The following is a 24676-nucleotide window of genomic DNA, read 5'->3' as shown; positions in this document are numbered from 1 at the left end:
CCAGAACCCTGCTTTTGGGCAGAGTTCGCCTCTTGGTGCCTAGCATGTGCCCTCCCGTGATGCGAACGAAGTCCGTCGTCACAAGGCCCCCCCAGGAATCGGCATCGTCGCCGATCGAGCGCAAGTACAGACTTTCTACGGCAGACGCACAGGAATGTCCATGGATTTCAGGAATTCCATTTTTGGAATATCGGAAATCACGCGAAAGACGCGTTTGAGGAGGTGACCTCAGTTCGCGGCGATGACGGCGAGGACGGAGTCTCCGTAGGCGTCGCGCTTCTTCGCCCCGATGCCCGTGATGCCGTCGAGCTGGTCGAGAGACGCAGGGCGGTGCTCGGCGAGCGCGCGAAGCGTCGCATCACCGAAGACGATGTACGCGGGTACGCCCTGCTCGCGGGCCTGCTCGGCGCGCCACGTGCGGAGCGCCTCGAAGAGCGTCCGGTCACCGGCATCCACCGTGTCGGCGGCCGTCGACTTGCGGGACCGTGCCGGGCTACTGGTGCGGCCGATCGTGTCTTTGCGCAGCGGCACGGGAGTCTCGCCGCGCAACACGCCCGCCGCCTGCTCTCCGGGAGCCAGGGTGCCGTAGTCGCCCTGCGCCACGAGAATGCCGCGGGCGAGCAGCTGCCGCACCACGCTGCGCCAATCCTGATCGGAGAGGTCGGCGCCGATCCCGTACGTGGCGACCTTGTCGTGCCCCTGCTGGCGGATGCGTTCGGTCGACGCGCCCCGCAGGATGTCGATGAGATGCCCGGCGCCGAAGGCCTGGTTGCGTTCGCGCTTGAGCCGCACGATCGTCGACAGCAGCTTCTGCGCCGGAACGAGCCCGTCGAACGTCGCGGTGTCGTCGAGGCAGGTGTCGCAGTTGCCGCAGGGCTGGGACTCCTGGCCGAAGTAGCCGAGCAGGTTCTGCCGACGGCATTCGACGGTCTCGCAGAGCGCGAGCATCGCGTCGAGGTGCTGCCCCATGCGCATCTTGAAGGTGCGGTCGCCGGGACTCTGATCGATCAGACGGCGCTGCTGCACGACATCGCCGAGGCCGTACGCCATCCACGCGACCGCCGGGTCGCCGTCGCGGCCGGCGCGGCCGGTCTCCTGGTAGTACCCCTCGACCGACTTGGGCAGATCGATGTGCGCGACGAACCGCACGTCGGGCTTGTCGATGCCCATGCCGAACGCGATCGTCGCCACCATGACCACGCCGTCGTCGCGCAGGAACCGCGACTGGTTCGCCGCGCGCACTTCGGCCGGGAGGCCCGCGTGGTACGGGAGGGCGTCGAGCCCCTGCGCGGCGAGGTACGTCGCCGTCTGCTCGACCGACTTGCGGCTGAGCGCGTAGACGATGCCGGCGGCCCCCGGCTCCTGCGAGCGGATGAACGACACGAGCTGCTTGCGCGGGTCGACCTTCGGCACGATGCGGTACTGGATGTTGGGTCGGTCGAAGCTCGCGACGAAGTGCGCGGCGCCGTCGAGGTGCAGGCGCTCGGTGATCTCCTGGTGCGTGGCGCGCGTGGCCGTGGCGGTCAGCGCCATACGCGGGACGCCGGGGAACCGCTCGCCGAGGTCGCCGAGGGCGAGGTAGTCGGGGCGGAAGTCGTGACCCCACTGCGACACGCAGTGCGCCTCGTCGATGGCGATGACGCTGAGCGTGCCCCGCTGCAGCAGCGCCGTCGTCTGGGCGTTCGACAGGCGCTCGGGCGCGACGTAGATCACGTCGAGCTCACCGCCGACGTACGCCCGCTCGACCTCGGAGCGCTCCTGCGGCGACTGGGTGGAGTTGAGGTACGCGGCCTTGACGCCGTTCGCCCGCAGCGCGTCGACCTGATCGTGCATCAACGCGATCAGCGGGCTGATCACGAGACCGGTGCCCTCGCGCACGAGGGCGGGCACCTGGTAGGTGATGCTCTTGCCGCCACCGGTGGGCATGAGCACGACGGCATCGCCGCCGGCGATCACCTGGTCGACGATGGCCGCCTGGTCTCCACGGAACTCGTCGTACCCGAAGACGGTGTGCAGCGCCTCGCGGGCGGTGGCGTACCGGCTCGGGGTCGCGCGACGCACCGCCGGCTGCCGCGGCGGCGCCGGTGCGGAGACGGTGGACACGGGCGTGGAGGGCCCGGGTCCCCAGTCGAGCGGAGGTTCGAAACCTGCTCCCTGCGGCTGCCAGTCCATCGGCTCGGGCGGGGCGCTGGACTCCCAGCCGTCGTCCCACGGCTCGTCGGCGTACGGCAGATCCGCGTACGGGTCACGGGGTGTCTGCGGCATCCCTCCAGCGTAACGACCCCCACCGACGCGGGCCGCCGCGATCCACAGGTCGCTCACTCGCCGGCCGCGTGCCCCGCATCGGCGGAGATCTCGCGCAATGAAGGAGCCATCCGTCGCTTTCGGTCCTGCAGAACGAGAGACCTCCTCCCCAGTGCGCGTCGGCGAGAACCCCGCCATGCGCGGCTCGGCGACGGGGAGGTCCGTCGCGAGTCGGGCGGGCGTAGGTTTGGACCAGACGCCCGAAGGAGCATCCGATGACCGACATCTCCGTCACCCGCAACGACGACGCCTCGCGCTATGAGATCCGCACCGACGATGTGCTCGCCGGGTTCGCGGAGTACGACAAAAAGCACGGGCAGATCCGGTTCACCCACACCGAGGTCGACCCCGCGTTCCAGGGCCAGGGCCTCGCAGGCAGACTGGCGAAGGCGGCGCTGACGGATGCCGCGGCCACGGGCGACGCGATCGTGCCCCTGTGCCCGTACATCGCGAAGTACCTCGAGACGCACGAGATCGAGGGCGCCGAGATCCGCTGGCCGAAGCGCCCGGGCGAATGATCGGGCCCCGCCGCATCGTCCTCGAACCGCGCGAGGTGCCGCTCGGCGGCGTGCGGGGCATGAACGTGCTGCGCGCACTGCCGCACCGCAACCTGCCGACGATCGGCGCCTGGTGCTTCCTCGACCGGTTCGGCCCCGCCGACACGCGCATGCGCGTCGAGCCGCACCCGCACATCGGCCTGCAGACGGTGACCTGGCCGCTCGTCGGCGAGATCCGCCACCGCGACTCGCTCGGCAGCGATACCGACCTGCGGCGCGGGCAGCTCAACCTGATGACCGCGGGCAACGGCATCTCACACTCCGAGTACTCCGTCGGCGACGGCCCTGTTCCCCTCGACGCGCTGCAGTTCTGGGTGGTGCTGCCCGAGTCGGCACGGCACGGCGCTGCGGGGTTCGAGCAGCACACCGCACTGCCCGGGCTCACGCTGCCGTCGGAGCACGGTGCGGATGCCTCGGCCACCGTCGTCCTCGGCGAGTTCGCCGGCGTCCGCTCCCCCGCGACCGTGCACACGCCGATTGTGGGCGCGGAGATCGTGGTGCCGGCCGGCACGCGGGTGCGGTTGCCCCTCTCCGCCGACTGGGAGTACGCGATGCTCCTCGTCGAGGGCGACGCGATCGTGGCGGAGCATCCGCTCTCCGTCAACGAGACCCTGTACCTCGGCGACTCCCGCGGCGAGGTGGAGGTCGAGAGCGCGACGGGGGCACTGCTGTTCCTGCTCGGCGGCGAGCCGTTCGCCGACGAGATCGTGATGTGGTGGAACTTCGCCGGGCGCACGCACGACGAGATCGTCGAGGCCCGCGACGAGTGGGAGGCGGCATCCGCCCGCTTCGGCGAGGTGGCGGGTCACGACGTGCGCATCCCCGCCCCTCCCCTTCCGCCCGTGCGCCTCATGCCCCGCGCCCGCTCCCTCTGACGGCGGCGAGTAGCGTCGGCGGCCAACCCGCCCCATGCGAAAACGGAGACCGCTCGGCTTCCCATCGGCGTGTCGACCGTTGACACGCCGGTGTGATCGCACATCCTCCGGGTTTTGAACCGTCGTACGCGGTCAGTCGCGCTCGGGGGTGTGCACCCGGGCGAGGAAGCGATCCGTGCGCGGCGACGGTCCCCGCGGGTCGGTCCGCGACACGACGACCGCGACGGCCGTGGCGAGCGGGATCGTCCAGGCGGCGGGTTGTGCCAGGTAGGGCGCCGCGACGCCCACTCCCCCGACGGCCGCGTGCACCAGCAGCGCGAGCGCGCACGACACCCCGCCGGTCACCATGCCCGCGACCGCCCCGCGTGCCGTCAGCCCCCGCCACCACACCCCCAGCAGCACGACGGGCGACAGGGTGGATGCCGCGACCACGAACACCACGCCGACGCTCGCGACGAGACCCGCCGGGGCGGTCAGCAGCGCGACCCCGAGCGGCACCAGCGCGCACAGGGCGGCCGAAAGCCGGAAGGAGCGCACCGAACCCGAGAATACGTCCTGGCTGATCACCCCCGCGAGCGACACCACGAGCCCCGCGGTCGTCGCGAGGAAGGCGGCGAAGGCCCCCGCGACGATCAGCGCGGTGAGCACCTCGCCGACGGCCCCGGGGAACACCCGCGACGGCAGCTGCAGCACCACGGTGTCGGCGAGCCCGGGCTGCGCGAGGTCGGGGGCGGCGATGCGGGCGAGCAGGCCCATGCCGCTCGACACGGCGTAGAACGCGCTGACCATCACGATGACGATCACGGTCGTGCGCCGGGCCGCCACCCCGTTTGGGCTCGTGTAGAAGCGCACCAGCACGTGCGGCAACCCCATCGTGCCCAGCAGCAGAGCCAGCAGCAGGGATGCCGTCTCGTAGGCGTCGAACGCCGACGGCCCCGCCTCGGCCGGGAACACCAACGCCGGGTCGAACTCGTGCGGCCCGCCGCTCAGCGCGAACGCGATGAGCACGAGCGGCACGAGCAGGGCGACCAGCTTCAACCAGTACTGGAACGCCTGCACGTAGGTGATGGCCCGCATTCCTCCGGCGGCCACCGTGGCGGCGACCAGCACGGCGATGGTCACCGCACCGACCCACTCGGGAAGCCCGGCGACGACGACGAGCGTGATGCCGGCGCCGTGCAGCTGCGGAACGATGTAGAGCCATCCGATCACCAGCACGGCGATGCTCGTGACACGTCGCGCGACCGGCGACTCCCACCGCGCCTCGACGAAGTCGGGGATCGTGTACGCCCCGCTGCGCCGCAGAGGTGCCGCCACGAACACGAGCACCAGCAGGTACCCCGCGGCGTAGCCGATGGGGAACCAGAAGCCGCGCGCCCCGTCGAGCAGCACGAGTCCGGAGAGTCCGAGGAAGGTGCCGGCCGACAGGTACTCCCCGCTGATCGCCGACGCGTTCCACACGGGGCGAACGGTGCGCGAGGCGACGAAGAAGTCGTCGGTGGTGCGCGAGATGCGCAGGCCGTAGACGCCGATGAGTACCGTCGCGACCACCACCAGCGCGATCCCGACGAGGTCGAGGGCGGCGTTCATCCGCCGTCTCGCAGGGCACGGTACCGGCGTTCGTTGCGGGCGGCCGTGCGCACGTGCAGCACCGCGAACACGATGATCACCGGGTAGAACGCGAACGCCTGCAGCAGCCACGACAGGGGCACCCCGGCGATCACGATCCCGTCGATTTCGGGGATCAGCGCGATGACCAGCGCCAACGCGATGACGACCAGCACGAACCCCGAGATCGTGCCGAGGGCGAGCCGCAGCTGGCTGCGCCGCAGCGCCCGGGCGTACACGGCGTCCGCCTCGTCGACGGGGGATCCGGGAAGGGCGATGCCGCGCGTCTGCACCGAAGGGCGGCCCGGCGGAGCATCCGCCGTCACCCGCACCCGCTTCGGAACCTCGGTCATCCGGCCTCCCCGCGCAGCAGGGCCTCGCGCACACCGGGCACCAGTCGGCGACTCACGGGCAGCACCGTCTCACCGATCGAGACCGCGGGCTCCGCCCCCGAGAGCCGCGCCCCGGTGACCGCCGATGTGCGCACCAGCGTCGACCGGTGGATGCGCAGGAAACCCGCCTCGGCCCACCGCGCCTCGAGCTCGGAGATCGGGATGCGCACGAGGTGCCCCGCACCGTCGTCGCCGTGCAGGCGGGAGTAGTCACCCTGGGCCTGCACCCAGAGAATCTCGCTGCGTCGCACGAAGCGGACCGACGCACCGAGGGTGACGGGCAGCACCTCGTCGTCGCCGCCGGCCGAGGTGCCGCCGGGCGAGGTGCCGGCGCGCTCGACCACCCGATCGACGGCCTGACGCAGGCGCAGCCCGCGCACGGGCTTCAGCAGGTAGTCGACCGCGCGGAGTTCGAACGCCTCGACCGCGCGAGCCTCGTCGGCGGTGACGAAGACCACTGCGGGCGGGTCGGCGAGAGCGAGCAGGGAGCGCGCGAGGTCGGTGCCCCGCAGCCCCGGCATGTGGATGTCGAGGAAGGCGATCCGCACGGAGCGCTCGGTGAGCAGTCGCAGCGCCTCGGCGCCGTTGCGGGCGGTGACGATGTCGCCGACCCTCTCGTCGGCGCGCAGCAGATGCACGAGCTCGTCGAGCGCCGGTTTCTCGTCGTCGGCGACGAGCACGTCGATCATGGCCGCACCTCAGTCGTCGTCCGGGTCGTTCTGCGGCTGCGACTTCGGCACCCGCATGCGCACCAGGGTACCCGCGCCGGTGTTCGTCTCGACCACCAGTCCCCCGTCGGGCCCGTAGACCTGTCGCAGCCGCGTGTCGACGTTCCGCAGCCCGACGTGCAGGCCGTCATCGGCGGCCGTGAGGGTGGCGCGCAGAGCATCCGGCTCCATCCCGACGCCGTCGTCCTCGACCGTGATGACCGTATGGGTGCCCTCGTCGCGCGACACGATGCGCACCTCGCCCCCGTCCGCGCCCGGCTCGAGGCCGTGGCGCACCGCGTTCTCGACGAGCGGCTGCACGGAGAGGAACGGGATGACTGTGGCGAGCGTCTCGGGAGCGATCTGCAGCGTGACCCGCAGCCGGTCGCCGAATCGGGCGCGCTCCAGGGCGAGGTACGAGCGGATGCTCTCGAGCTCCTCTGCGACCGTCGTGAACTCGCCGCGGCGACGGAACGAGTACCGCGTGAAGTCGGCGAACTCGAGCACCAGGTCGCGCGCCCTGGACGGATCGGTGGTGATGAACGACGCGATCGCGGTGAGCGCGTTGTAGATGAAGTGCGGCGAGATCTGGGCTCGCAGAGACCGCAGCTCGGCCTCTGCGAGCTGGGTGCGCGAGGCGTCGAGTCCGCCGAGCTCGACCTGCGCCGCGCACCACGACGCGACCTCCTCGGCCGCCCGCACGAGCGCCGCCCGCACCGGGGCGGAGAAGGCCACGACGACGCCGATCACCCGCCCGTCGACGATGATCGGCGCACCGACGCCCGCCACCTCGGCGTCGATCGGCGCGGGAAACACCTGCCGCCGGCCCGACTCGCGCACCTGCGTGGCGATCCGCACGGCAGCCGCCTCCAGCCCGTCGATGGCGCCGTCCGACGACACCGTGCCGTCGTCGGCGACGATGGCGACGGCTGCGCTGCCCAGCAGAACCCGCAGGTGACGGGCGGCCTTCGCGACCGTCGGCGAGGAGAGTCCCGAACGCAGGTCGGGGGCCGCGAGGCTCGCATGGTGCAGCGCCCGCAGTGCCCCCCGTTCGGCATCGCTGCCGAGATCGGTCGACCCGCGCCCCAGCCGCCGCGCGAGCAGCAGCAGCACCGTCAGCGCGATGCCGCCCAGGGCACCCAGCACGGCGGCCAGAACGACGTCGGTCATGCCCCCAGCCTAGGCACGGCGGCTCAGCAGCATCGGGCGCCCGGATTGCGGTCCTGGTCGTCCATGCGCTGACGCCAGAACTGACGTTCGGTGAGCGGCTCCTCGTGCGGATGGTGGCGGCGGTGATGGGCGACGTAGGTCGCGTAGGCCGTGTCGCCCATCAGCGTCGTCATGTACCAGCGGATGCCCCGCCCCACCCGCGCCACGGCACCGAGCAGTGCACGCAGCGGGGTGGGGGCGGCATCCGTGCGATGGATCACCATGTCAGTGGCTCGAGACCTTGCGCTCATCGGCCAGGATCGGCTCCCACTTCTTCTCGAGCTCGCGCTCGTCGGCACTCGGCAGGAATCCGGCCGGGGCGAACCGACGCGAGGCGACCGGCTCGTCCTCGGTGTTCTCGCCGCCGCCGTTGCGGATGGCTTTCACCGTGGTGATGATCGCCGCGATCATCACGATCACAGCGAGCGTGACGAAGATGATCGACAGCGTGCCCTGCACCGCGGTGTTGCGGATGACCGCTTCGAGCACCTTCGGCTCGCCGAGCGACGTGTCGCCCGTGTTCAACGCCTCGAGGTAGCGGAAGTGGTTCGCCCAGTATCCGATCGCCGGCACCGGCGAGAGGATCTTGTAGAGCGACGCGGTGACCGTGACGACCGCGGTGAACGCGAGCGGCAGACCGATGATCCAGAGCCACTTCACGTAGCTGCGGCCGCGCTTCGCGACGATCGCGAGCACCACGGCGAGCGCGATCGCGGCGAGCAGCTGGTTGGCGATGCCGAACAGCGGGAAGAACGTGTTGATGCCGCCGAGCGGGTCGGTGACGCCGAGGATGAGGATCGCTCCCCACCCGGCCACCATTATCGCCGTGCAGATCCACACACCGGGGCGCCATGACACGTCGCGGAACTTGGGGAACCACGCGCCGATCGAGTCCTGCAGCATGAAGCGCGCGACGCGGGTTCCGGCATCCACCGCCGTGAGGATGAACAGCGCCTCGAACATGATCGCGAAGTGGTACCAGAACGCCATCAGCGCCTGCCCGCCGAGAGCCTGCTGCATGATGTGCGCGAGGCCGAGGGCCAGCGTCGGGGCACCGCCGGTGCGCGACACGACCGTCTCCTCGCCGACCGCCGCCGCGGTGCTGGTGAGCATCTCGGGGGTGAGGTTCACGCCGGTCAGGCCCAGCGAGTTGACGAACGCCACCGCCCCTTCGACCGTGCCCTGCGTCGCCGCCGCCGGTGCGTTCATCGCGAAGTAGATGCCCTGGTCGATCGAGATCGCGGCGACGAGCGCCATGATCGCGACGAACGACTCCATGAGCATCCCGCCGTAACCGATGAAGCGCGTCTGGCGCTCCTTCTCGACCAGCTTGGGCGTGGTGCCCGAGGCGATCAACGCATGGAATCCCGACAGGGCGCCGCAGGCGATCGTCACGAAGAGGAACGGGAAGAGGGGGCCTGCGAACACCGGCCCCATGCCGTTCTCGCCGAAGATGCTGACCGCCGGGACGGTGATCTCGGGGCGCACCAGGATGATCGCTCCCGCGAGCATGACGATGACGCCGATCTTCATGAACGTCGACAGGTAGTCGCGCGGGGCGAGCAGCAGCCACACCGGCAGCACCGCGGCGACGAAGCCGTAGATGATGATGCCCCACGCGATCGTGGTGCGGTCGAGGTGGAAGATCGCCTGGCCCCATTCGGTTCCGGCCACCCAGCCGCCGCCGATGATGGCGGCCATGAGCAGCACGAAGCCGATGATCGAGACCTCGGTGACCTTGCCGGGGCGCAGGTAGCGCAGGTAGACGCCCATGAAGAGCGCGATCGGGATGGTCATCGCGACCGAGAACACGCCCCAGGGGCTCTCGCCGAGCGCGTTGACGACGACGAGGGCGAGGATCGCGACGATGATCAGCATGATGAGCAGCGACGCGATGATGGCCGCGGTGCCGCCGAGCTTGCCCAGCTCCTGTCGCGCCATCTGGCCGATGGTCCGACCGCCGCGGCGCATGGAGAAGAACAGCACCGTGTAGTCCTGCACGGCACCGGCGAGCACGACGCCGACGATGATCCAGATCGTGCCGGGCAGGTAGCCCATCTGCGCGGCGAGCACGGGGCCGACGAGCGGTCCGGCGCCGGCGATGGCGGCGAAGTGGTGGCCGTAGAGGACGCGACGGTCGGTGGGGACGTAGTCCTTGCCGTCCTGCTTCACCTCGGCGGGGGTGGCCCGACGGTCGTCGGGGCGGGTGATGTACCGCTCGATCACCTTCGAGTAGAAGCGGTAGCCGATGAGGTACGTGCACACGGCGGCGAACACGAACCAGATGGCGTTCACGGTCTCGCCGCGCACGATGGCGAGCATCACCCAGGCGACGCCGCCGAGCAGGGCGATGGCGGCCCAGAGCAGGATCTTCGGGAGCGTCCAGCGACGGCTGCGCTCGTGCTGCTCGTCGCTGAGGGCGACGGGAGGGAGGGACGGATCGGTGACGACGACGGGATCGTCGTCGACGGTGCCGGCGCCGCGTCGGCGCGACGAAGGTGCGGTCATGGGGTTCTCCTCGGGGTACGCGTCGTTGCGTCTTCCCACGCTAGGAAGAGGGCGCGCGCGGTGCTCGGCGGCCGGGGGCGCGGTGCGACGAGCGGCATCGCCCCTGCGACGAGCGGATGCCGCGGCATCCGCTCCTGAACGCCACCCAGGAGAGCGTCCGAGGTCGCGGATACACTCGGCCCGATGCCCTCCTCCTCACCAGACGCCCCCGATTCCTTCGTCCGCGTGCGGGGGGCGAACGAGAACAACCTCCGCTCCGTCGACGTCGACATGCCGCGCGATCGCATCGTCGCCTTCACCGGGGTCTCGGGGTCGGGCAAGTCGTCGCTGGCGTTCGGCACGATCTTCACCGAGGCGCAGCGCCGTTATCTCGAGTCGGTCGCCCCGTATGCGCGGCGTCTCATCCAGCAGGGGCACGATCCGCACGTCGACTCGATCTCGGGGCTTCCCCCGGCGGTCGCCCTGCAGCAGCGGCGCGGAGCTCCCAGTTCGCGATCGAGCGTAGGTACGGTGACAACGCTCTCGAACTCGCTGCGCATGCTCTTCTCTCGCGCGGGCACGTTCCCCGAGGGGTTCACCACCCGCCTCGACTCGGACGCCTTCTCGCCGAACACCGTCGCCGGCGCCTGCCCGCAGTGCCACGGCATCGGCGTGGCCCACACCGTCACCGAGGACTCGCTCGTGCCCGACCCCTCGCTCAGCATCCGCGAGGGGGCGATCGCCGCGTGGCCCGGCGCCTGGCAGGCGAAGAACCTGCGCGACATCACGATCGCCCTCGGCTACGACGTCGATCGACCGTGGCGCGACCTGCCCGCCGCCGACCGCGAATGGCTGCTGTTCACCGACGAGCAGCCCGTGGTGCAGATCACGCCGCAGCGCGACCGTGTGGCGAAGCCCTACAACGGCACCTTCTGGAGCGCGAAGAAGTACGTCTTCCACACGCTCGCCGACTCGAAGAGCCAGATGATGCGCAGCAAGGTGCTGCAGTTCGTGCGCTCGGGACCCTGCCCGCTGTGCGGCGGAACCGGACTCCGCCGCGAAGCCCTCGCCGTCACGTTCGCCGGCCGCTCGATCGCCGAGCTCAACGCGCTCCCGCTGACCGAGCTGGCCGAGGTCATCCGCCCGACGACACGGCTCACCGAGGTCTCCCCCGCACTCCCCACGACTCTCTCGGGAGAGCGCACCGACGTGGCCGTCGCGCTGACCACCGACCTGCTCGCCCGCATCGAGGTGCTCACCGATCTGGGGCTGGGCTATCTCGGCCTGGGGCGCGCGACGACGACGCTGTCACCGGGCGAGATGCAGCGCCTGCGGCTCGCGACCCAGCTGCGTTCCGGGCTCTTCGGCGTCGTCTACGTGCTCGACGAGCCCTCGGCGGGGCTGCATCCGGCCGACGCGGAGCAGTTGCTCGACGTACTGCAGCAGCTCAAGGACTCCGGCAACTCGGTGTTCGTGGTCGAGCACAACATGGACGTCGTCCGTCGTGCCGATTGGATCGTCGACGTCGGGCCCGGGGCCGGTGAGGGCGGGGGCCACGTGCTGTACAGCGGCGAGGTCGCGGGTCTCGCCGAGGTCGAGGCATCCGTCACCCGGCCCTTCCTGTTCGACGACGGCAGTCGGGCCTCGGCCGCTCGTCGCGAGCGGCGCGAGGCGACGTCGTGGCTCTCGGTCGAGGGCGTCACCCTGCACAACCTCGTCGACCTCGACGCGTCCGTACCGCTGGGCACCCTCGTCGCGGTCACGGGTGTCTCGGGGTCGGGCAAGTCGACGCTCGTGAGCCGCGTGCTGCGCGACATCGTGCGCGCGCACCTGCGCTCCGACGACGCCGTCGATGAGATCGACGATGCGGCGGACGGCGAGGGGGACGGCGACGATCGGATGCTCGCCGAGGCGACCGTGCCGGATGCGGGGGCCGACACGCTGACGGTGCGACGCGTGCGGGGTCTCGAACACGTCGACCGTCTCGTCCGCGTCGACCAGAAGCCGATCGGCCGAACGCCGCGCTCGAACCTCGCCACGTACACCGGACTCTTCGACGCCGTGCGCGCCGCGTTCGCCCGCACCGATCTCGCCCGCGAGCGCGGTTACGGCGCGGGCCGCTTCTCGTTCAACGTCGCCGGCGGCCGCTGCGAGACCTGCCTGGGCGAGGGGTTCGTGTCGGTCGAGCTGCTGTTCCTCCCCGGCAGTTACGGCCGCTGCCCCACGTGCGACGGCGCCCGCTACAACGCCGAGACGCTCGACGTCACCTACGAGGGGCGCACGATCGCCGACGTGCTCTCGCTCACCGTCGAGCACGCGGTCGAGGCCCTCGCATCGATTCCGGCCGCGGCCCGGAGTCTGCGCACCCTCGTCGACGTCGGGCTGGGCTACCTGCGGCTCGGCCAACCGGCCACCGAGCTCTCGGGCGGCGAAGCGCAGCGCATCAAGCTGGCGACCGAGCTGCAGCGGGTGCGGCGCGGGCACACCCTCTACCTTCTCGACGAGCCGACGACGGGACTGCACCCCGCCGACGTGCAACGCCTGCTCGCCCAGCTGCATGCCCTCGTCGACTCCGGCGACACGGTGGTCGTCGTGGAGCACGAGATGGATGTCGTCGCGGCGGCCGACTGGGTCATCGATCTCGGCCCCTCGGGCGGAGACGCGGGCGGACGGGTGGTCGCCTCGGGCACACCGGAGCAGGTCGCGCGAGAGGCCGCGAGTCGCACCGCGCCCTATCTCGCGGCGCGCCTCGGGGCGTGATCTCGGTCCGCGCACCCGCTGCTCTTCCGCGCATTTGCACGGCGCCCCCGCGACCGCACCGTGAGGCGCGCAACTAGGCTGGAACCGTGGCCCGACCCCCTGCCCTCCCGACGCGCGTGCTGCTCGTCTGCGCCGCGATCGGTGTCGCCACGGGCCTGGTCGGAGGGGTCGCGGGGTGGATCACGCCGCTCGTGCTGGCGAGCCCGCTGCTGTTCCTCTACGGCCTCGTGCTGGGCTCGCACGTGCTCCCGGGCATCGTCGCGCAGGAGGTGCTGCGGCGCCCCCTCGTCGCCCTCATCACGCACGTCATCGCGGCGCTCGTCGCGTCGGCGTTCAACCCCGCCTGGGCGCTGCGGTTCCTCGGCACCGCCCTGCTGTTCGGCGCCATCCAAGAGGGCGTGGCCGCCCTCACCCGCTACCGGGCATGGGGCGCCTGGCGGTTCTTCGTCTCGGCGGCTCTGATCGGTGTCGTCGTGGCGGTGGCCGTGTTCTTCGCCGCGCACCTGGGTACGCTGCCCCTCTGGGCGCAGATCGCGTACCTCGCGGTCTCAGTACTCGGCCCCGTCGCCTGGACGGCGATCGGTCTCGCCGTCGGCACGGCGCTGACCCGCGCCGGCGTCGCCCGCCGCTGAGCTCCTGTCCCCACGCCGCTCGCGTGAGGGGTCGAGACACGCCGTATCCGCGCCTGGGCACGCGGCCTTTCGTGACCCCTCACCCGCGTCGGGACCCGGGCGGGCGGCAGGTAAGGCTGGGCTAAATTGAAGGGGTACGTTCCATCGACCCGGGGTTCCGCCGTGCGCCCATCCGCGCCTCTCCTCCGCGTGCGTGAGCTCTCGCTCACCCACGCCGGTGCCGCGCACCCCTCGCCGGGCGACGTGACCTTCGACATCCACCCCGGCGAGGTCGTGCTGCTGCTCGGCCCCTCGGGGTCGGGCAAGTCGACGCTGACGCTCGCCCTCAACGGCCTCATCCCCCACGCCCTGCCCGCCACCATGACCGGCACGGTCGAGGCGGGTGGCTTCGACACCGCGGCGTCGTCGACGCCCGAACTCAGCACGCGGGTCGCGATGGTCTTCCAAGACCCGGATGCGCAGATCGTCACCGGCTCGGTGTTCGACGAGGTGGCCTTCGGGCCCGAGAACCTGCGCCTCTCGGTCGACGAGGTCACCGCGCGCACCGAAGACGCCCTCCGTCGCGTGGGCCTGTGGGAACGACGCGCCGAGAACCCCGACCGGCTCTCCGGCGGCGGTCGTCAGCGCCTGGCGATCGCTTGCGCCCTCGCCCTGGCGTCGCCGCTCATCGTGCTCGACGAGCCGACGGCCAACCTCGACCCGCAGGGGATCGACGACGTCTACGCCGCGCTCGCCGATGTCGTGGCCGCGGGCGACGGTGCGGTGCTGCTCGTCGAGCACAACCTCGACGCCGCGATGGGGTTCGTCACCCGCACGATCGTGCTCGACCGCGAGGGACGCGTCGCTTTCGACGGTCCCGCGCGCGACATCCTGCGCGGCCACACCGACGAGCTGCTCGAGATGGGCGTATGGCTGCCCGCGGCGACGCTCGCCGCGCTGCGGCTGCGAGACGAGGGCATCCACTTCGACCCCCTCCCGCTCACGCCGGAGGAGCTCGCCGCGCAGCTGCCGACGACCCCCGCCGTCGCCGCGGTTGTGGTCGGCCGAGCGATGCCTCGGGGGCTGCCGGCCCCGCGCGAAGAATCCGCCCCGGCCGCGGGCGCGGGCCCGCTCATCCGCGCCCGCGGTCTGACCGTTCGACGCGGACGCACCGAGATCCTGCATGCGGTCGACCTCGACGTCGATGCGGGCACCCTCACCGCGGTCGTCGGCACGAACGGCGCCGGCAAGACGACCCTCATCCACGCGCTCGCGGGCGTCGTGCCACCGCCGCGCGGGCGGGTGTCGATCGACGGACTCGACCCGGCGAGCGCCTCCCCGCGCGAGCTGGCGGCACGCATCGGCTTCGTGTTCCAGAACCCCGAGCATCAGTTCATCGCGCACACGGTCTTCGACGAACTCGCCCACGGTCTGCGACGGCGGCGCACCCCGGAACCCGAGGTCGTCGAGCGCGTGGGTCGGATGCTCGAACGATTCGGTCTCGCACACAAGGCCGACGTTCATCCGTTCCTGCTGTCGGGCGGAGAGAAGCGCCGACTCTCGGTGGGCACGGCGCTCATCTCGCGGCCCGCCGTGCTCGCCCTCGACGAGCCGACCTTCGGCCAGGACCGCGCCCGCGCCGCCGAGCTGCTCGCGCTGCTGCAGGACCTCCGCGCCGAGGGCACCACCATCGTCATCGTCACGCACGACCTGCAGCTCGTCGCCGAGCAGACCACCCACACGGTGGTGCTCGCGGACGGCAGGGTGCACGCCGCCGGCCGCACGGGCGACCTCTTCCGCGACGACGCCGTGTTCGCCGCTGCCGGGTTGCGCCTGCCCCCGGTGCAGCGGGTACTCGCGGGTCACGGGCGGAGGGCCGAGGCGTGAGCTCCCGCACGATCGACCCGTACGCGCGGATGACGGCGACGTCCGCGCACCAGTTCCTCTACGCCCTCAACCCGCTCGCGAAGGTCGCGGCGTTCGTGCCCGCCATGGTGCTGCTCGTATTCGTGCGCGACCTGGTGACGCCCGCTGCCTTCCTCGCTCTCGCCGTCGTGCTGCTCCTCGTCGGCGCACGGATCACCTGGCGGCTTCTGCTGATCCTGGTTGCACTGCCCCTCGGCATGGCCGTGATCGGGCTCAGCTTCGCACTGTGGGTCGACACCGCGCAGGTCAACGGCACCCCGCCCGTGCTGAGCATCGGCGAGTGGACGCTCTACAGCGGCGCCCTGATGCTCGGCCTCGCGACCGCGCTCCGACTCGGCGCCATCGTGGCTCTCGCCCTCGTCGGCGGACTCACCACCAGCGGACCCGACCTCGTGCGCGCGAGCATCCAGCAGCTGCATGTGCCGTACCGCATCGGTTACACGGCCCTCGCCGCGTTCCGCTTCGTGCCGCGCTTCGGGTACGAGCTGTCGGTCATCCGCGCCGCGCACCGGGTGCGTGGCCACCACGGCGGCCGTGGACCGTTCTCCCGCATCGCCCGTGGCTGGGGCTACATCGTGCCCCTGCTCGCCGGCGCCATCCGGCATGCCGAGCGCGTGGCTCTGGCGATGGACTCCCGCGCCTTCGGCGCGCATCCGACCCGTACCGAGCGGCACCTCGTGCCGTTCCGGCGGCGCGACGTGGTCTTCCTCGCGCTCTCGCTCGGCGCGACCGCGGCGATCTTCGTGGTCGCGTCGCCCTGGCATCCCGCCGCCTGACGGCGACTGTTCACAGCGCGAGATGCAGGCGCAGCGACTCGTCGAGTTCGCCCATCAGCTCGGACGGCACCCATCCGACCGGTCGCACGATCCGCGCGACCGCGATCGTGCGAACCTGCTCGGCCTGCGCTTTCGAGTCCACGTCGAGCCCCGTGACCGCCGCGGGCAGCAGCACCTGGAACGGCAGCACGCGCGCCACGTTCGAGGTGACGGGCACGACCGTCACCGTCGCTCGGTCGTGGCGCAGGGCAGCGGTGTTGGCGGTGTTGTTGCTGACGATGACCGCCGGACGCGTCTTCGCCGCCTCGGCGCCCACCGCCGGATCGAGGGAGACCGTGACAATCTGGCCGCGCCGGAGCAGGGGAACGGATGCTCCGTTCACGCTGTCGCGAGCCCGTCGCCGGCCGCCGCGTCCCACTGGTCGTCGTAGCCGTCAGCGAAGGCTTGGGCGTAGGCGTCGGCGAGACGGCTCTCGCGCAGGAGCGCCACGGCATTCTGAACCGCCGCGGATCGCGTGGGGTACCGGTTCGTCGCCACCTCGCCGTCGAGGAAAGCGAGGTCGCTCGCACTCAGGCTGAGACTCACCTTGCTGCTGGTCATGACGCGATGCTACCCGGGTAGCAAAGATGTTGCTACCCGGGTAGCGTCCGCTCGTCAGCGCTTGCCGGCGATCTGGCGGCCGACGATCTCGCGCATGATCTCGTTGGTGCCGCCGTAGATGCGGTGCACGCGCGCGTCGAGGAAGGCCCGCGCGATCGGATACTCGGTGATGTACCCGTACCCACCGTGCAGCTGCACGCCGGCGTCGAGCACCTCCCACTCGCGCTCGGTGGCCCAGAACTTGACCTTCGCTGCCTCCTCGGCCGACAGCTTGCCCTGCGAGTAGGCGAGCAGGGCCCGGTCGATGTACGCCCACAGCGCGTCGACCGTGGTGGCCATGTCGGCGATGGCGAAGCGGCTGTTCTGGAAGTCGATGATGCGCTCCCCGAACGCCTCGCGGTCCTTCGTGTACGCGATGGTCCAGTCGAGGGCGGCCTGCGCGGCGGCGGCACCCGCGACGCCGATCGAGAGGCGCTCGAGCGGCAGGTTCATCATGAGCTGCACGAAGCCCTTGCCCTCCACCCCGCCGATGAGGTTCTCGTCGGGCACGAACACGTCACTGAACGAGAGCTCCGCGGTGTCATGACCCTGGAAGCCCATCTTGTGCAGCTTCTTGCCGTGGTCGAAGCCCTCCATGCCGTTCTCGAGCAGCACGAGGCTGAAGGCATCCGGTCGGTTGCCCTCGCCGGTCTTCACGAACGTCACGACCAGGTCGGCCGTCGCGCCCGACGAGATGAACGTCTTCGCGCCGTTGACGATGTACCCGCCGTCGACCTTCCGGGCGGTCGTCTTGATGCCGCGCAGGTCGCTGCCGGCGCCGGGCTCGGTCATCGCGAGCGCCCCGATCACCTCGCCGGTGGCCATGCGCGGCAGCCACTTCTGCTTCTGCTCCGCCGTGCCCATGTGCACGAGGTAGGGCACGGCCAGGTCGTCCTGGATGCCGAAGGCCCCGGCGAGCGAGCCGGCTCCGGCGGCGATGATCTCCTCGTTCACGACCGCGCGGAAGCGGTAGTCCTGCAGCATCCCCGCTCCACCGAACTCCTCGGGCACCGAGAGGCCGATGATCCCGGCCTCCCCGGCGGCGAGCATGGTCGCGCGATCGACCTCCCCCGCGGCGTCCCATCGCTCGATGGCCTCGTGGCTCACGTGGCGCTTCGCGAAGTCCCTGACCAGCTCGCGGAAGGCCTCGTGATCCTCGTCGTAGATGTCGCGTTCCATCGCGTCCTCCTGAATCTCGGCGTCGTTGCTCCTGGGGAGTCTATGCGCGAGGGCGCTGCCGAGACAGTCGATTGTGGGAATGCATCCCAGGGTGAGTGACACTGGGTACCGCGCTTGTGGAATGCCGCAACGGCCCCGATCAGGGGGTGTAGTCGGGTGCGGGCGGGAGTCCGAAGAACTCCTCGAGGGTGTGGTATCCGCCCTCGTGATAGGCCGTCGCGAGATCGACGCCGACGTACCGCAGATGCCAGGGCTCGGGCGCATAGCCGGTGATCGGCGACCCGCCGTCTTCGTACCGCACGATGAACCCGTACTGCCACGCATTCGCCGCCACCCAGTCGCTCTGAGGCGTGCCGCCGAAACCGTCCAACCCACCGCACGCCGACCCGCAGGCGACGACATCGACGGCCAGGCCGGTCTGGTGCTCGGAGTGCCCTGGGCGGGCAGAACCCGCATCGGCCTCCGCCTGCCCCTGATCGTGCACGTGGGAGGCGTAGGTGGTGACCTGCAGGCCGTACGACCGGTACCCGTTGTTCGCCCCGATCCGTCCGACCTGATCGTCGGCGGCATCCGCCATCTGGCCGACCGCTGCCGCCACGTCTGAGCGCACCTGGCCCGAGGGCGTGGTGGTCTGCAGAGGTACCCCGATCAATCCGCTCGGAGCGAAGTCGGCCGGATCGAGCGGCCGGACCTTGTTCACCACGACCCAGAGGCGTGCCGGATCGCTGAGCGAGATGCAGGGGGCATTGCCGGCGACGACGGCCGAGCGGAACGCGGCGCCCCCGCCGAAGCCGGCGATCACGGACGCGTCGTCTCCGGCGGCGAGAGCATCCTGCACGGCCTTCTCTGCACACGGGTCGACGGCCATCGTCTGCCCGACGTCGACCGTCGGCACCTGCATCACCGCCACCGGCTCGGGCAATGGCGACGACTCGACCGGAGCCGCCACGGGGGCGGATGCGAGAGACAGCAGAACACCCACGGCGGTCACCGCGACGCCGACCGGCAGGGCGGGACCATGGATCGGGGAGCGCGGTGCCGCATGCTGAGCGTGCGGCGTTTCGGGCATGCCTTCCATTGTGCCCCGATCGTCGGGTGCGTGCGGGGAACCGTCCACAGGGCGGGCGCCCGTCGTAGATTTCTTCGATATCGGCTTGCGGACGAACCGTTCCTATGTTCGAATGAAGCATGCGTTGGCAGGGTCAGAAGCTCGAAGACACGGATGCCGCGGCTCTGCCCGGACTCGAGAACCGGTCGAGCGTTCTGCGATCGGTCACGACGCCGGAGTTCGCCGGGATGACGTTCCACGAGGTGCTGTCGAAGTCGGCTCTCAATCATGTGCCGGGGGCGTCGCGGATGCCTTTCGCCTGGACGATCAATCCGTACCGCGGCTGTTCCCACGCGTGCGTGTACTGCTTCGCGCGCGGCACGCACGAGTATCTCGATCTCGACGGAGGGTCGGATTTCGACTCGCAGATCGTGGTCAAGGTGAACGTCGTCGAGGTGCTCGAACGCGAACTGCGCCGCGGCAACTGGCAGCACGAGACCGTCGCGTTGGGCACGAACACCGACCCGTATCAGCGGGCCGAGGGGCGATACAAGCTCATGCCCGGCATCATCGAGGCGCTCGCGGCCTCGGGCACACCGATCTCGATCCTCACGAAGGGCACGCTGATCCGGCGCGACATCCCCCTGCTCGTCGAGGCGGCGAAGCGTGTGCCGGTCGACGTGCAGATGTCGATCGCGATGTACGACGACGACCTGCAGAAGGCGATCGAGCCGGGCACCCCGACCACGCAGGCGCGGCTCGACACGGTGAAGGCTCTGTCGGAGGCGGGGTTCCCGGTCACCGTGTTCCTCATGCCGATCCTCCCCCACATGACCGACTCGGTCGAGGCGATCGATCATGCACTCGCTCGCATCAAGGCGGTCGGAGCGCGCTCGGTCATCTACGGCGCCCTCCACCTGCGCCCGGGCGTGAAGCCGTGGTTCTTCCAGTGGCTCGGCGAGCACCGCCCCGACCTGGTGTCGTCGTACCGCGGGCTCTACCCCGGTGCCTCCGTCGAGGCCCCGAAGCCCTACCGGCAGTGGCTGGCGCGACGCGCGAAGCCGCTGATCCGACTGCACGGGCTCGACGGTCGGCATGAAGACGACTACCCCCGCCGCGGATCGCGCGCCGGGGAAGGGCACGTGCAGTCCATCTGGCGGCAGAACGACGACCAGGGCGGGGCGCGGGAATCCGACCCCGGCCCCGGCCCGGTGCGCACGACGCGGCGCCTGACTCCCGGACGCGCGGCGACGGTCTCGTTCCTGCCGACACGGTCGACCCCGCCCGCGCAGCCGCGCCTGTTCTGAGTCGCGGCGTCGGGCGCAGCCACGACGAGCGGCACGCGCCGCGGAGGACACCGCGTGCCGGGCTGCCCGGGGCGTCGGGCGCAGTGCATCCCGCCGCGTAGGCTCGAGGACTATGGCGATCGGCTCCACCATCCACACGTTCGACGTGCAGCTCGCAGATACCGACCGGGGCGTCTACGAGGACTACGCGCTGCGCGTCGCACGGCATCCGTCCGAGACCGACGCCTACATGCTCACGCGGGTGCTCGCCTACGGTCTCGAGTACGTCGAGGGCATCGCGTTCAGCGAGGGCATCTCGAAGACCGATGAGCCGGCCGTGCTGGTGCGCGACCTCACCGGTGCGATCACGGCCTGGATCGAGGTCGGTGCGCCCGACGCGGAGCGCCTGCACTACGGCAGCCGTCTGGCCGAGCGATGCGTCGTCTATACGCATCGAGACGCCGAGAAGGTCATGCTGCCGTGGACCGGCAAGCGCATCCACCGCGCCGAGCACCTGCGCGTGTTCAGCTTCGACCCCGGCTTCATCGAACAGGCCGTTCCTCACCTCGAGCGCCGCAACACCTTGACGCTCACCGTCACCGAGCGGGTGCTCTACCTCGACCTCAACGGCACCAGCCTCACGAGCTCGATCCACGAGCACTCGATCGCCTGACCCCCTCACCCGCACCCCGCACCCGCTCGCACAACTTCGGAGATCGCGCGCGACACGCCGCGCCGACTGCCCTGCACTCCGGCGCGTCGCCTCAGAACTCCGAAGGTGTGCGCCGGCTCAGGCGAAGCGGGGTCAAGAAAGGCCGGGTCGGAGGCATCCGACCCGGCCTTTCTTGACCCTTCACCGCCCGCGGCACGGAGTGCGCGCGGTCGACGCTCAGTTCGTGAGGTCGGCGGCGGTCGGAACGCGACCGGCGATCTCCTCGATCAGGTCATCGTCGAGACGCGCGTTCTCGAAAGGTGCGTCGATCTCGGCCCGGTCGAGCAGCTCGGTCATACGACGCTGACGCTGACGCGTGATCAGCGTGACGACGCGGCCGGAGCGACCGGCACGACCGGTGCGGCCCGAACGGTGCAGGTACGTCTTGTACTCGTCGGGAGCGTCGGCCTGCACGACCAGGTCGATGTCGTCGACGTGGATGCCGCGGGCGGCGACATCCGTCGCGACCAGCACGTTGACCCGACCCGAGGTGAGGCGCTCCAGGTTGCGCGTGCGCTTGGCCTGGTTGAGATCGCCGTGCAGCGACACGGCGGGGATGCCGGCGTCGTCGAACTGCTCGGCCAGCATCTCGGCGTACGCACGGGTGCGGGCGAAGACGAGCGTCTTGCCCTCGCGGTCGACGAGCGACGTGAGGATCTCGGCCTTGTCGCGGTGCTCGATCACGAGCACGCGGTGCTCGATCGTGCTCGACTCCTGGTCCTCACCGGCCACCTCGTAGACGGCCGGGTCGACGAGGAACTCATCGACGAGCGCCGCGACCTCACGGTCGAGCGTCGCCGAGAAGAGCAGCTTCTGGCTGCCGTCGGCGGTGTGGCGCAGGATGCGCTGCACCGGCTCGACGAACCCGAGCTCGCACATGTGGTCGGCCTCGTCGAGCACGGCGATGCGGCAGTCCGAGAGGTCGAGCTTGCCCTGGTTGACCAGGTCCTCGACGCGCCCCGGGGTGCCGATGACGATGTCGACGCCCTTCTTGAGAGCTCCGACCTGACGCCCCTGGGGCACACCGCCGTAGATCTGGGTGGTGAACAGACCCACGCTGCGCGCGATCGGCTGGATGGTGCGATCGATCTGCAGAGCGAGCTCGCGGGTCGGAGCGAGGATGATCGCGCGCGGCGACCGACCGAACTCGCGACGCTTGCCGGCCTGCGACTGCAGCACACGCTCGACGAGCGGCGCACCGAAGGCGATGGTCTTGCCCGAGCCGGTGCGCCCGCGGGCGAGCACATCGCGCCCCTCGAGCACGGCGGGGATGCTCGCCGCCTGGATCGGGAACGGCGTCGCCGCGCCCATGTTCGCCAGGGTCTCGACGATGTTCGATCCGAGGCCGAGGTCGGCGAAGGTCACACCGTCGACCTCGACCGCGGCGACCGACTTCGCTTCGAGGCGCTCGTGCACGACGTCATCGGTCGGCTCGAAGGCGGCCTTTGGCTGGGCGTTCCAGTCGCTGCGGTTGGGTCGCTCGTCGCGACGGGGCTGGTCGGCACGGCGAGGACGCTCGGTGCGGTACGCGCCGCCCGTCGAGGGGCGGCTGCGCTCGCCCGGCGCGTCGTACGAGCGCTGCTCGCGGTCGCGACCGAACGCACGGCGCGCACGGTCGGCGTCGTAGGAGCGCTCGGGGCGCTCGGCGCGGTCGCTCGAGCGGCCGCGGTCGGCGCCGCGGTCGTCACGACGGGGACGGTCGTCACGCTCGAAGCGCGGACGCTCGCCCCCACGGTCGAACCGGGGACGCTCACCGCCACGGTCGTCGCGACGCGGACGGTCGTCGCGGTCGAAGCGCGGACGCTCGTCGCGACGGGGACGGTCGTCACGCTCGAAACGCGGACGCTCGCCACCTCGGTCGAAGCGCGGACGGTCGCCGCCGCGGTCGAAGCGCGGACGGTCGCCGCCGCGCTCGTCGCGACGCGGACGGTCGTCACGCTCGAAACGCGGACGCTCACCGTCACGCTCGAAACGCGGACGCTCGCCGCCGCGCTCGTCACGACGGGGACCGTCATCGAACCGGCGTGCACCCGAGGGGCGCTCCGAGAACCGACCGCGGTCGGAACCGCCGTCGAAACGAGGACGCTCGTCGCGGTGGTGCGGCGCGTCCCGGCGACCCGACTCGGCGCGGTTGCGGATGCCGCGCGCCTCGTCGCGGCCGGCGCGCTGCGGCGCACCCCACCGCTGCTTCGGAGCGCCGGACTCGGCCTCCTCGGGGCGGTAGCCGCGGTGGTTCGGGCTGCGGCTGCCCGGGCGACGGTCGTAGCCGCCGGCCGAGGAACGCCGGTCTGCGGCATCCGATCGCGCACCGCGCTCGTCGCGACCGGCGCGCTCGTCGCGCGGACCGGCACCGTGGTGGCGGTCGTGGAAAGAGGTCTTCTTGGCGCCGAAGCGCGGCTCGAAGTTGCGGGCGGCGCGGCCGCCCTGGGGCTTCTTGTTCTTGGGCATGGTGTGTCTTTCGTTCTCGCACGAGAACAGCACGGCGCATGCGGAGGCACCCGGGAAGACGGGTGCCGGACGCTCGAGGGCCGGGGCCATTCATGTGATGGTTCATGCGCACCGATGGGTGCTCACCATCGGCCCCTGGACTCACACTTCACACACATAAAACGTCCGCGCCCTGCGCGGGTGTCCGAAGCCGACCGCAATAGCCTACCGGCCGCCCCTGAGAAACACCTCCATCGCCCTACGATGGCGGGATGAGCCTCCCGACCCCCACCGGCATCCAGGTCGCGCTGCGTCGCGGCGACGTCACCGCGCAGATCGCCCAGGTCGGCGCCTCCCTGCGCGAACTCACGGTCGGTGGGGTCGATCTCATCTCGACCTATCCGCTCGACCAGCCCACCCCGGTGTGCGCGGGCGTCGTGCTCGCGCCGTGGCCCAATCGCATCCGCGACGGCCTGTGGATCGACGAGGGCACCGAACGCCAGCTCGCGATCACCGAGCCGAAGCTCAGCAACGCCAGCCACGGCCTCCTGCGCTTCACCGCGTACGACGTCGAGCAGACCGACGACGCCGCCATCCTGCGCGCCCACATCGTGCCGCAGACCGGGTATCCCTATCTCGTCGAGACATCCGTCACCTACATGCTCACCGACCAGGGCATCGAGGTGACGCATGCGCTGACGAACCTGTCGGCCACCCCAGCACCCGTGGCGCTGGGCATCCACCCGTTCCCGACGATCGGCGGCGTCGACCCGCACGATCTGGTGCTGCGCGTTCCCGCGACGACCACGCTCGTCGCCGACGACCGCAAGATCCCGACCGGCAGCGAACCCGCCGACCCCGCCTTCCGCTCCGGGGTGCGCCTGGGCGACGTCGAACTCGACACCGCGTTCACCGATCTCGATCGCGATGACGACGGCCGGGTGCGGGTGTCTCTGACCGCGCCCGACGGGCGGCGCGTCACGGTCTGGCAGGGCCCCGGCTTCGACTACGCGCAGGTGTTCACGACCACGACCAAGTTCCCCGGTCTCGATCTGGCGGTCGCGATCGAGCCGATGACGGCTCCCGCCAACGCCTTCAACAGTGGCGACGGGCTACGCCGACTCGCCCCGGACGAGACGTGGATCCTGCATTGGGGCATCACGCTCGACTGAG

At 70.9% G+C, this 24676-nt stretch carries 21 protein-coding genes; 9 read left to right on the top strand and 12 right to left on the bottom strand.

Annotated elements, in window-relative coordinates:
• Window positions 1–228: 228 nt before the first annotated feature.
• The gene (gene recQ, locus RWS82_RS09380; RefSeq protein ID WP_314649245.1) at window positions 229–2265 is read right to left on the bottom strand and encodes a DNA helicase RecQ; all 2037 of its coding nucleotides are present in this window, start codon (window positions 2263–2265) and stop codon (window positions 229–231) included.
• Between the two features lie 254 nt (window positions 2266–2519).
• Between recQ and RWS82_RS09375 the strand changes: the two genes are divergently transcribed.
• Together RWS82_RS09375 and RWS82_RS09370 are read left to right on the top strand one after the other, a co-directional pair.
• Window positions 2520–2822: a GNAT family N-acetyltransferase gene (locus RWS82_RS09375; RefSeq protein WP_314649242.1), complete on the top strand. Its 303-nt coding sequence runs from the start codon at window positions 2520–2522 to the stop codon at window positions 2820–2822.
• A complete protein-coding gene (locus tag RWS82_RS09370) occupies window positions 2819–3736 on the top strand; it encodes a pirin family protein (RefSeq protein ID WP_314649240.1) in 918 nt (305 codons plus the stop codon). The genes RWS82_RS09375 and RWS82_RS09370 overlap by 4 nt, the downstream gene beginning before the upstream one ends.
• A 132-nt stretch (window positions 3737–3868) precedes the next feature.
• Here RWS82_RS09370 and RWS82_RS09365 read toward each other — a convergent pair whose 3' ends face one another.
• Genes RWS82_RS09365 through RWS82_RS09340 form a run of 6 tightly spaced genes read right to left on the bottom strand, consistent with a single transcriptional unit; the run spans window position 3869 to window position 10160 of the window.
• The gene (locus RWS82_RS09365) at window positions 3869–5326 is read right to left on the bottom strand and encodes a cation acetate symporter (protein WP_314649237.1); all 1458 of its coding nucleotides are present in this window, start codon (window positions 5324–5326) and stop codon (window positions 3869–3871) included.
• Window positions 5323–5697: a heavy metal transporter gene (locus RWS82_RS09360; protein WP_314649235.1), complete on the bottom strand. Its 375-nt coding sequence runs from the start codon at window positions 5695–5697 to the stop codon at window positions 5323–5325. Before RWS82_RS09360 ends, RWS82_RS09365 begins: the two co-directional genes overlap by 4 nt.
• Window positions 5694–6425: a LytTR family DNA-binding domain-containing protein gene (locus tag RWS82_RS09355; protein ID WP_314649233.1), complete on the bottom strand. Its 732-nt coding sequence runs from the start codon at window positions 6423–6425 to the stop codon at window positions 5694–5696. Before RWS82_RS09355 ends, RWS82_RS09360 begins: the two co-directional genes overlap by 4 nt.
• A 9-nt stretch (window positions 6426–6434) precedes the next feature.
• Window positions 6435–7613 carry a histidine kinase gene (locus RWS82_RS09350; protein ID WP_314649231.1) on the bottom strand — a complete coding sequence of 393 codons (1179 nt, stop codon included), beginning with the start codon at window positions 7611–7613 and terminating at the stop codon, window positions 6435–6437.
• 23 nt (window positions 7614–7636) lie between these two features.
• Window positions 7637–7876: a YbdD/YjiX family protein gene (locus tag RWS82_RS09345; protein ID WP_314649228.1), complete on the bottom strand. Its 240-nt coding sequence runs from the start codon at window positions 7874–7876 to the stop codon at window positions 7637–7639.
• Between the two features lies 1 nt (window position 7877).
• Window positions 7878–10160, bottom strand: a complete 2283-nt coding sequence (locus RWS82_RS09340; RefSeq protein ID WP_314649225.1) for a carbon starvation CstA family protein — start codon at window positions 10158–10160, stop codon at window positions 7878–7880.
• A gap of 183 nt (window positions 10161–10343) precedes the next feature.
• On the opposite strand from RWS82_RS09340, the gene RWS82_RS09335 reads away from it, so the two are divergent.
• From RWS82_RS09335 to RWS82_RS09320, 4 genes are all read left to right on the top strand, one after another.
• A complete protein-coding gene (locus tag RWS82_RS09335) occupies window positions 10344–12899 on the top strand; it encodes an excinuclease ABC subunit UvrA (protein WP_314649222.1) in 2556 nt (851 codons plus the stop codon).
• A gap of 86 nt (window positions 12900–12985) precedes the next feature.
• Window positions 12986–13531 (top strand): ECF transporter S component, encoded by a 546-nt coding sequence (locus RWS82_RS09330; protein WP_314649219.1) that lies wholly within the window; start codon window positions 12986–12988, stop codon window positions 13529–13531.
• Between the two features lie 162 nt (window positions 13532–13693).
• On the top strand, window positions 13694–15397 hold the full coding sequence (locus RWS82_RS09325) for an ATP-binding cassette domain-containing protein (protein WP_314649216.1): 1704 nt from the start codon (window positions 13694–13696) through the stop codon (window positions 15395–15397).
• A 29-nt stretch (window positions 15398–15426) separates the two neighbouring features.
• A complete protein-coding gene (locus tag RWS82_RS09320; RefSeq protein ID WP_314649520.1) occupies window positions 15427–16212 on the top strand; it encodes an energy-coupling factor transporter transmembrane component T in 786 nt (261 codons plus the stop codon).
• A 10-nt stretch (window positions 16213–16222) separates the two neighbouring features.
• On the opposite strand, the gene RWS82_RS09315 is transcribed toward RWS82_RS09320, so the two are convergent.
• From RWS82_RS09315 to RWS82_RS09300, 4 genes are all read right to left on the bottom strand, one after another.
• Window positions 16223–16594: a type II toxin-antitoxin system PemK/MazF family toxin gene (locus RWS82_RS09315; protein ID WP_314649213.1), complete on the bottom strand. Its 372-nt coding sequence runs from the start codon at window positions 16592–16594 to the stop codon at window positions 16223–16225.
• The gene (locus RWS82_RS09310) at window positions 16591–16812 is read right to left on the bottom strand and encodes an antitoxin (protein WP_314649209.1); all 222 of its coding nucleotides are present in this window, start codon (window positions 16810–16812) and stop codon (window positions 16591–16593) included. The genes RWS82_RS09315 and RWS82_RS09310 overlap by 4 nt, the downstream gene beginning before the upstream one ends.
• A gap of 54 nt (window positions 16813–16866) precedes the next feature.
• Window positions 16867–18030: an acyl-CoA dehydrogenase family protein gene (locus tag RWS82_RS09305; protein WP_314649206.1), complete on the bottom strand. Its 1164-nt coding sequence runs from the start codon at window positions 18028–18030 to the stop codon at window positions 16867–16869.
• A 139-nt stretch (window positions 18031–18169) separates the two neighbouring features.
• A complete protein-coding gene (locus RWS82_RS09300) occupies window positions 18170–19099 on the bottom strand; it encodes a M15 family metallopeptidase (RefSeq protein ID WP_314649205.1) in 930 nt (309 codons plus the stop codon).
• A 119-nt stretch (window positions 19100–19218) separates the two neighbouring features.
• On the opposite strand from RWS82_RS09300, the gene RWS82_RS09295 reads away from it, so the two are divergent.
• A complete protein-coding gene (locus tag RWS82_RS09295; RefSeq protein WP_314649203.1) occupies window positions 19219–20385 on the top strand; it encodes an Rv2578c family radical SAM protein in 1167 nt (388 codons plus the stop codon).
• A gap of 112 nt (window positions 20386–20497) precedes the next feature.
• The gene (locus tag RWS82_RS09290) at window positions 20498–21037 is read left to right on the top strand and encodes a YaeQ family protein (protein WP_314649201.1); all 540 of its coding nucleotides are present in this window, start codon (window positions 20498–20500) and stop codon (window positions 21035–21037) included.
• A gap of 216 nt (window positions 21038–21253) precedes the next feature.
• Here RWS82_RS09290 and RWS82_RS09285 read toward each other — a convergent pair whose 3' ends face one another.
• Window positions 21254–23524 carry a DEAD/DEAH box helicase gene (locus RWS82_RS09285; protein ID WP_314649199.1) on the bottom strand — a complete coding sequence of 757 codons (2271 nt, stop codon included), beginning with the start codon at window positions 23522–23524 and terminating at the stop codon, window positions 21254–21256.
• A 251-nt stretch (window positions 23525–23775) separates the two neighbouring features.
• On the opposite strand from RWS82_RS09285, the gene RWS82_RS09280 reads away from it, so the two are divergent.
• Entirely contained in the window at window positions 23776–24675 is a 900-nt protein-coding gene (locus RWS82_RS09280; RefSeq protein WP_314649197.1) for an aldose 1-epimerase family protein, read from the top strand.
• The last annotated feature ends 1 nt before the right edge of the window (window position 24676 follow it).

The sequence above is a fragment of the uncultured Microbacterium sp. genome (assembly GCF_963528945.1).
GTDB lineage: Bacteria > Actinomycetota > Actinomycetes > Actinomycetales > Microbacteriaceae > Microbacterium.
The sequence above is the reverse complement of the archived record's forward strand: the minus strand, read 5'-3'. Positions and strand labels throughout refer to the sequence as shown.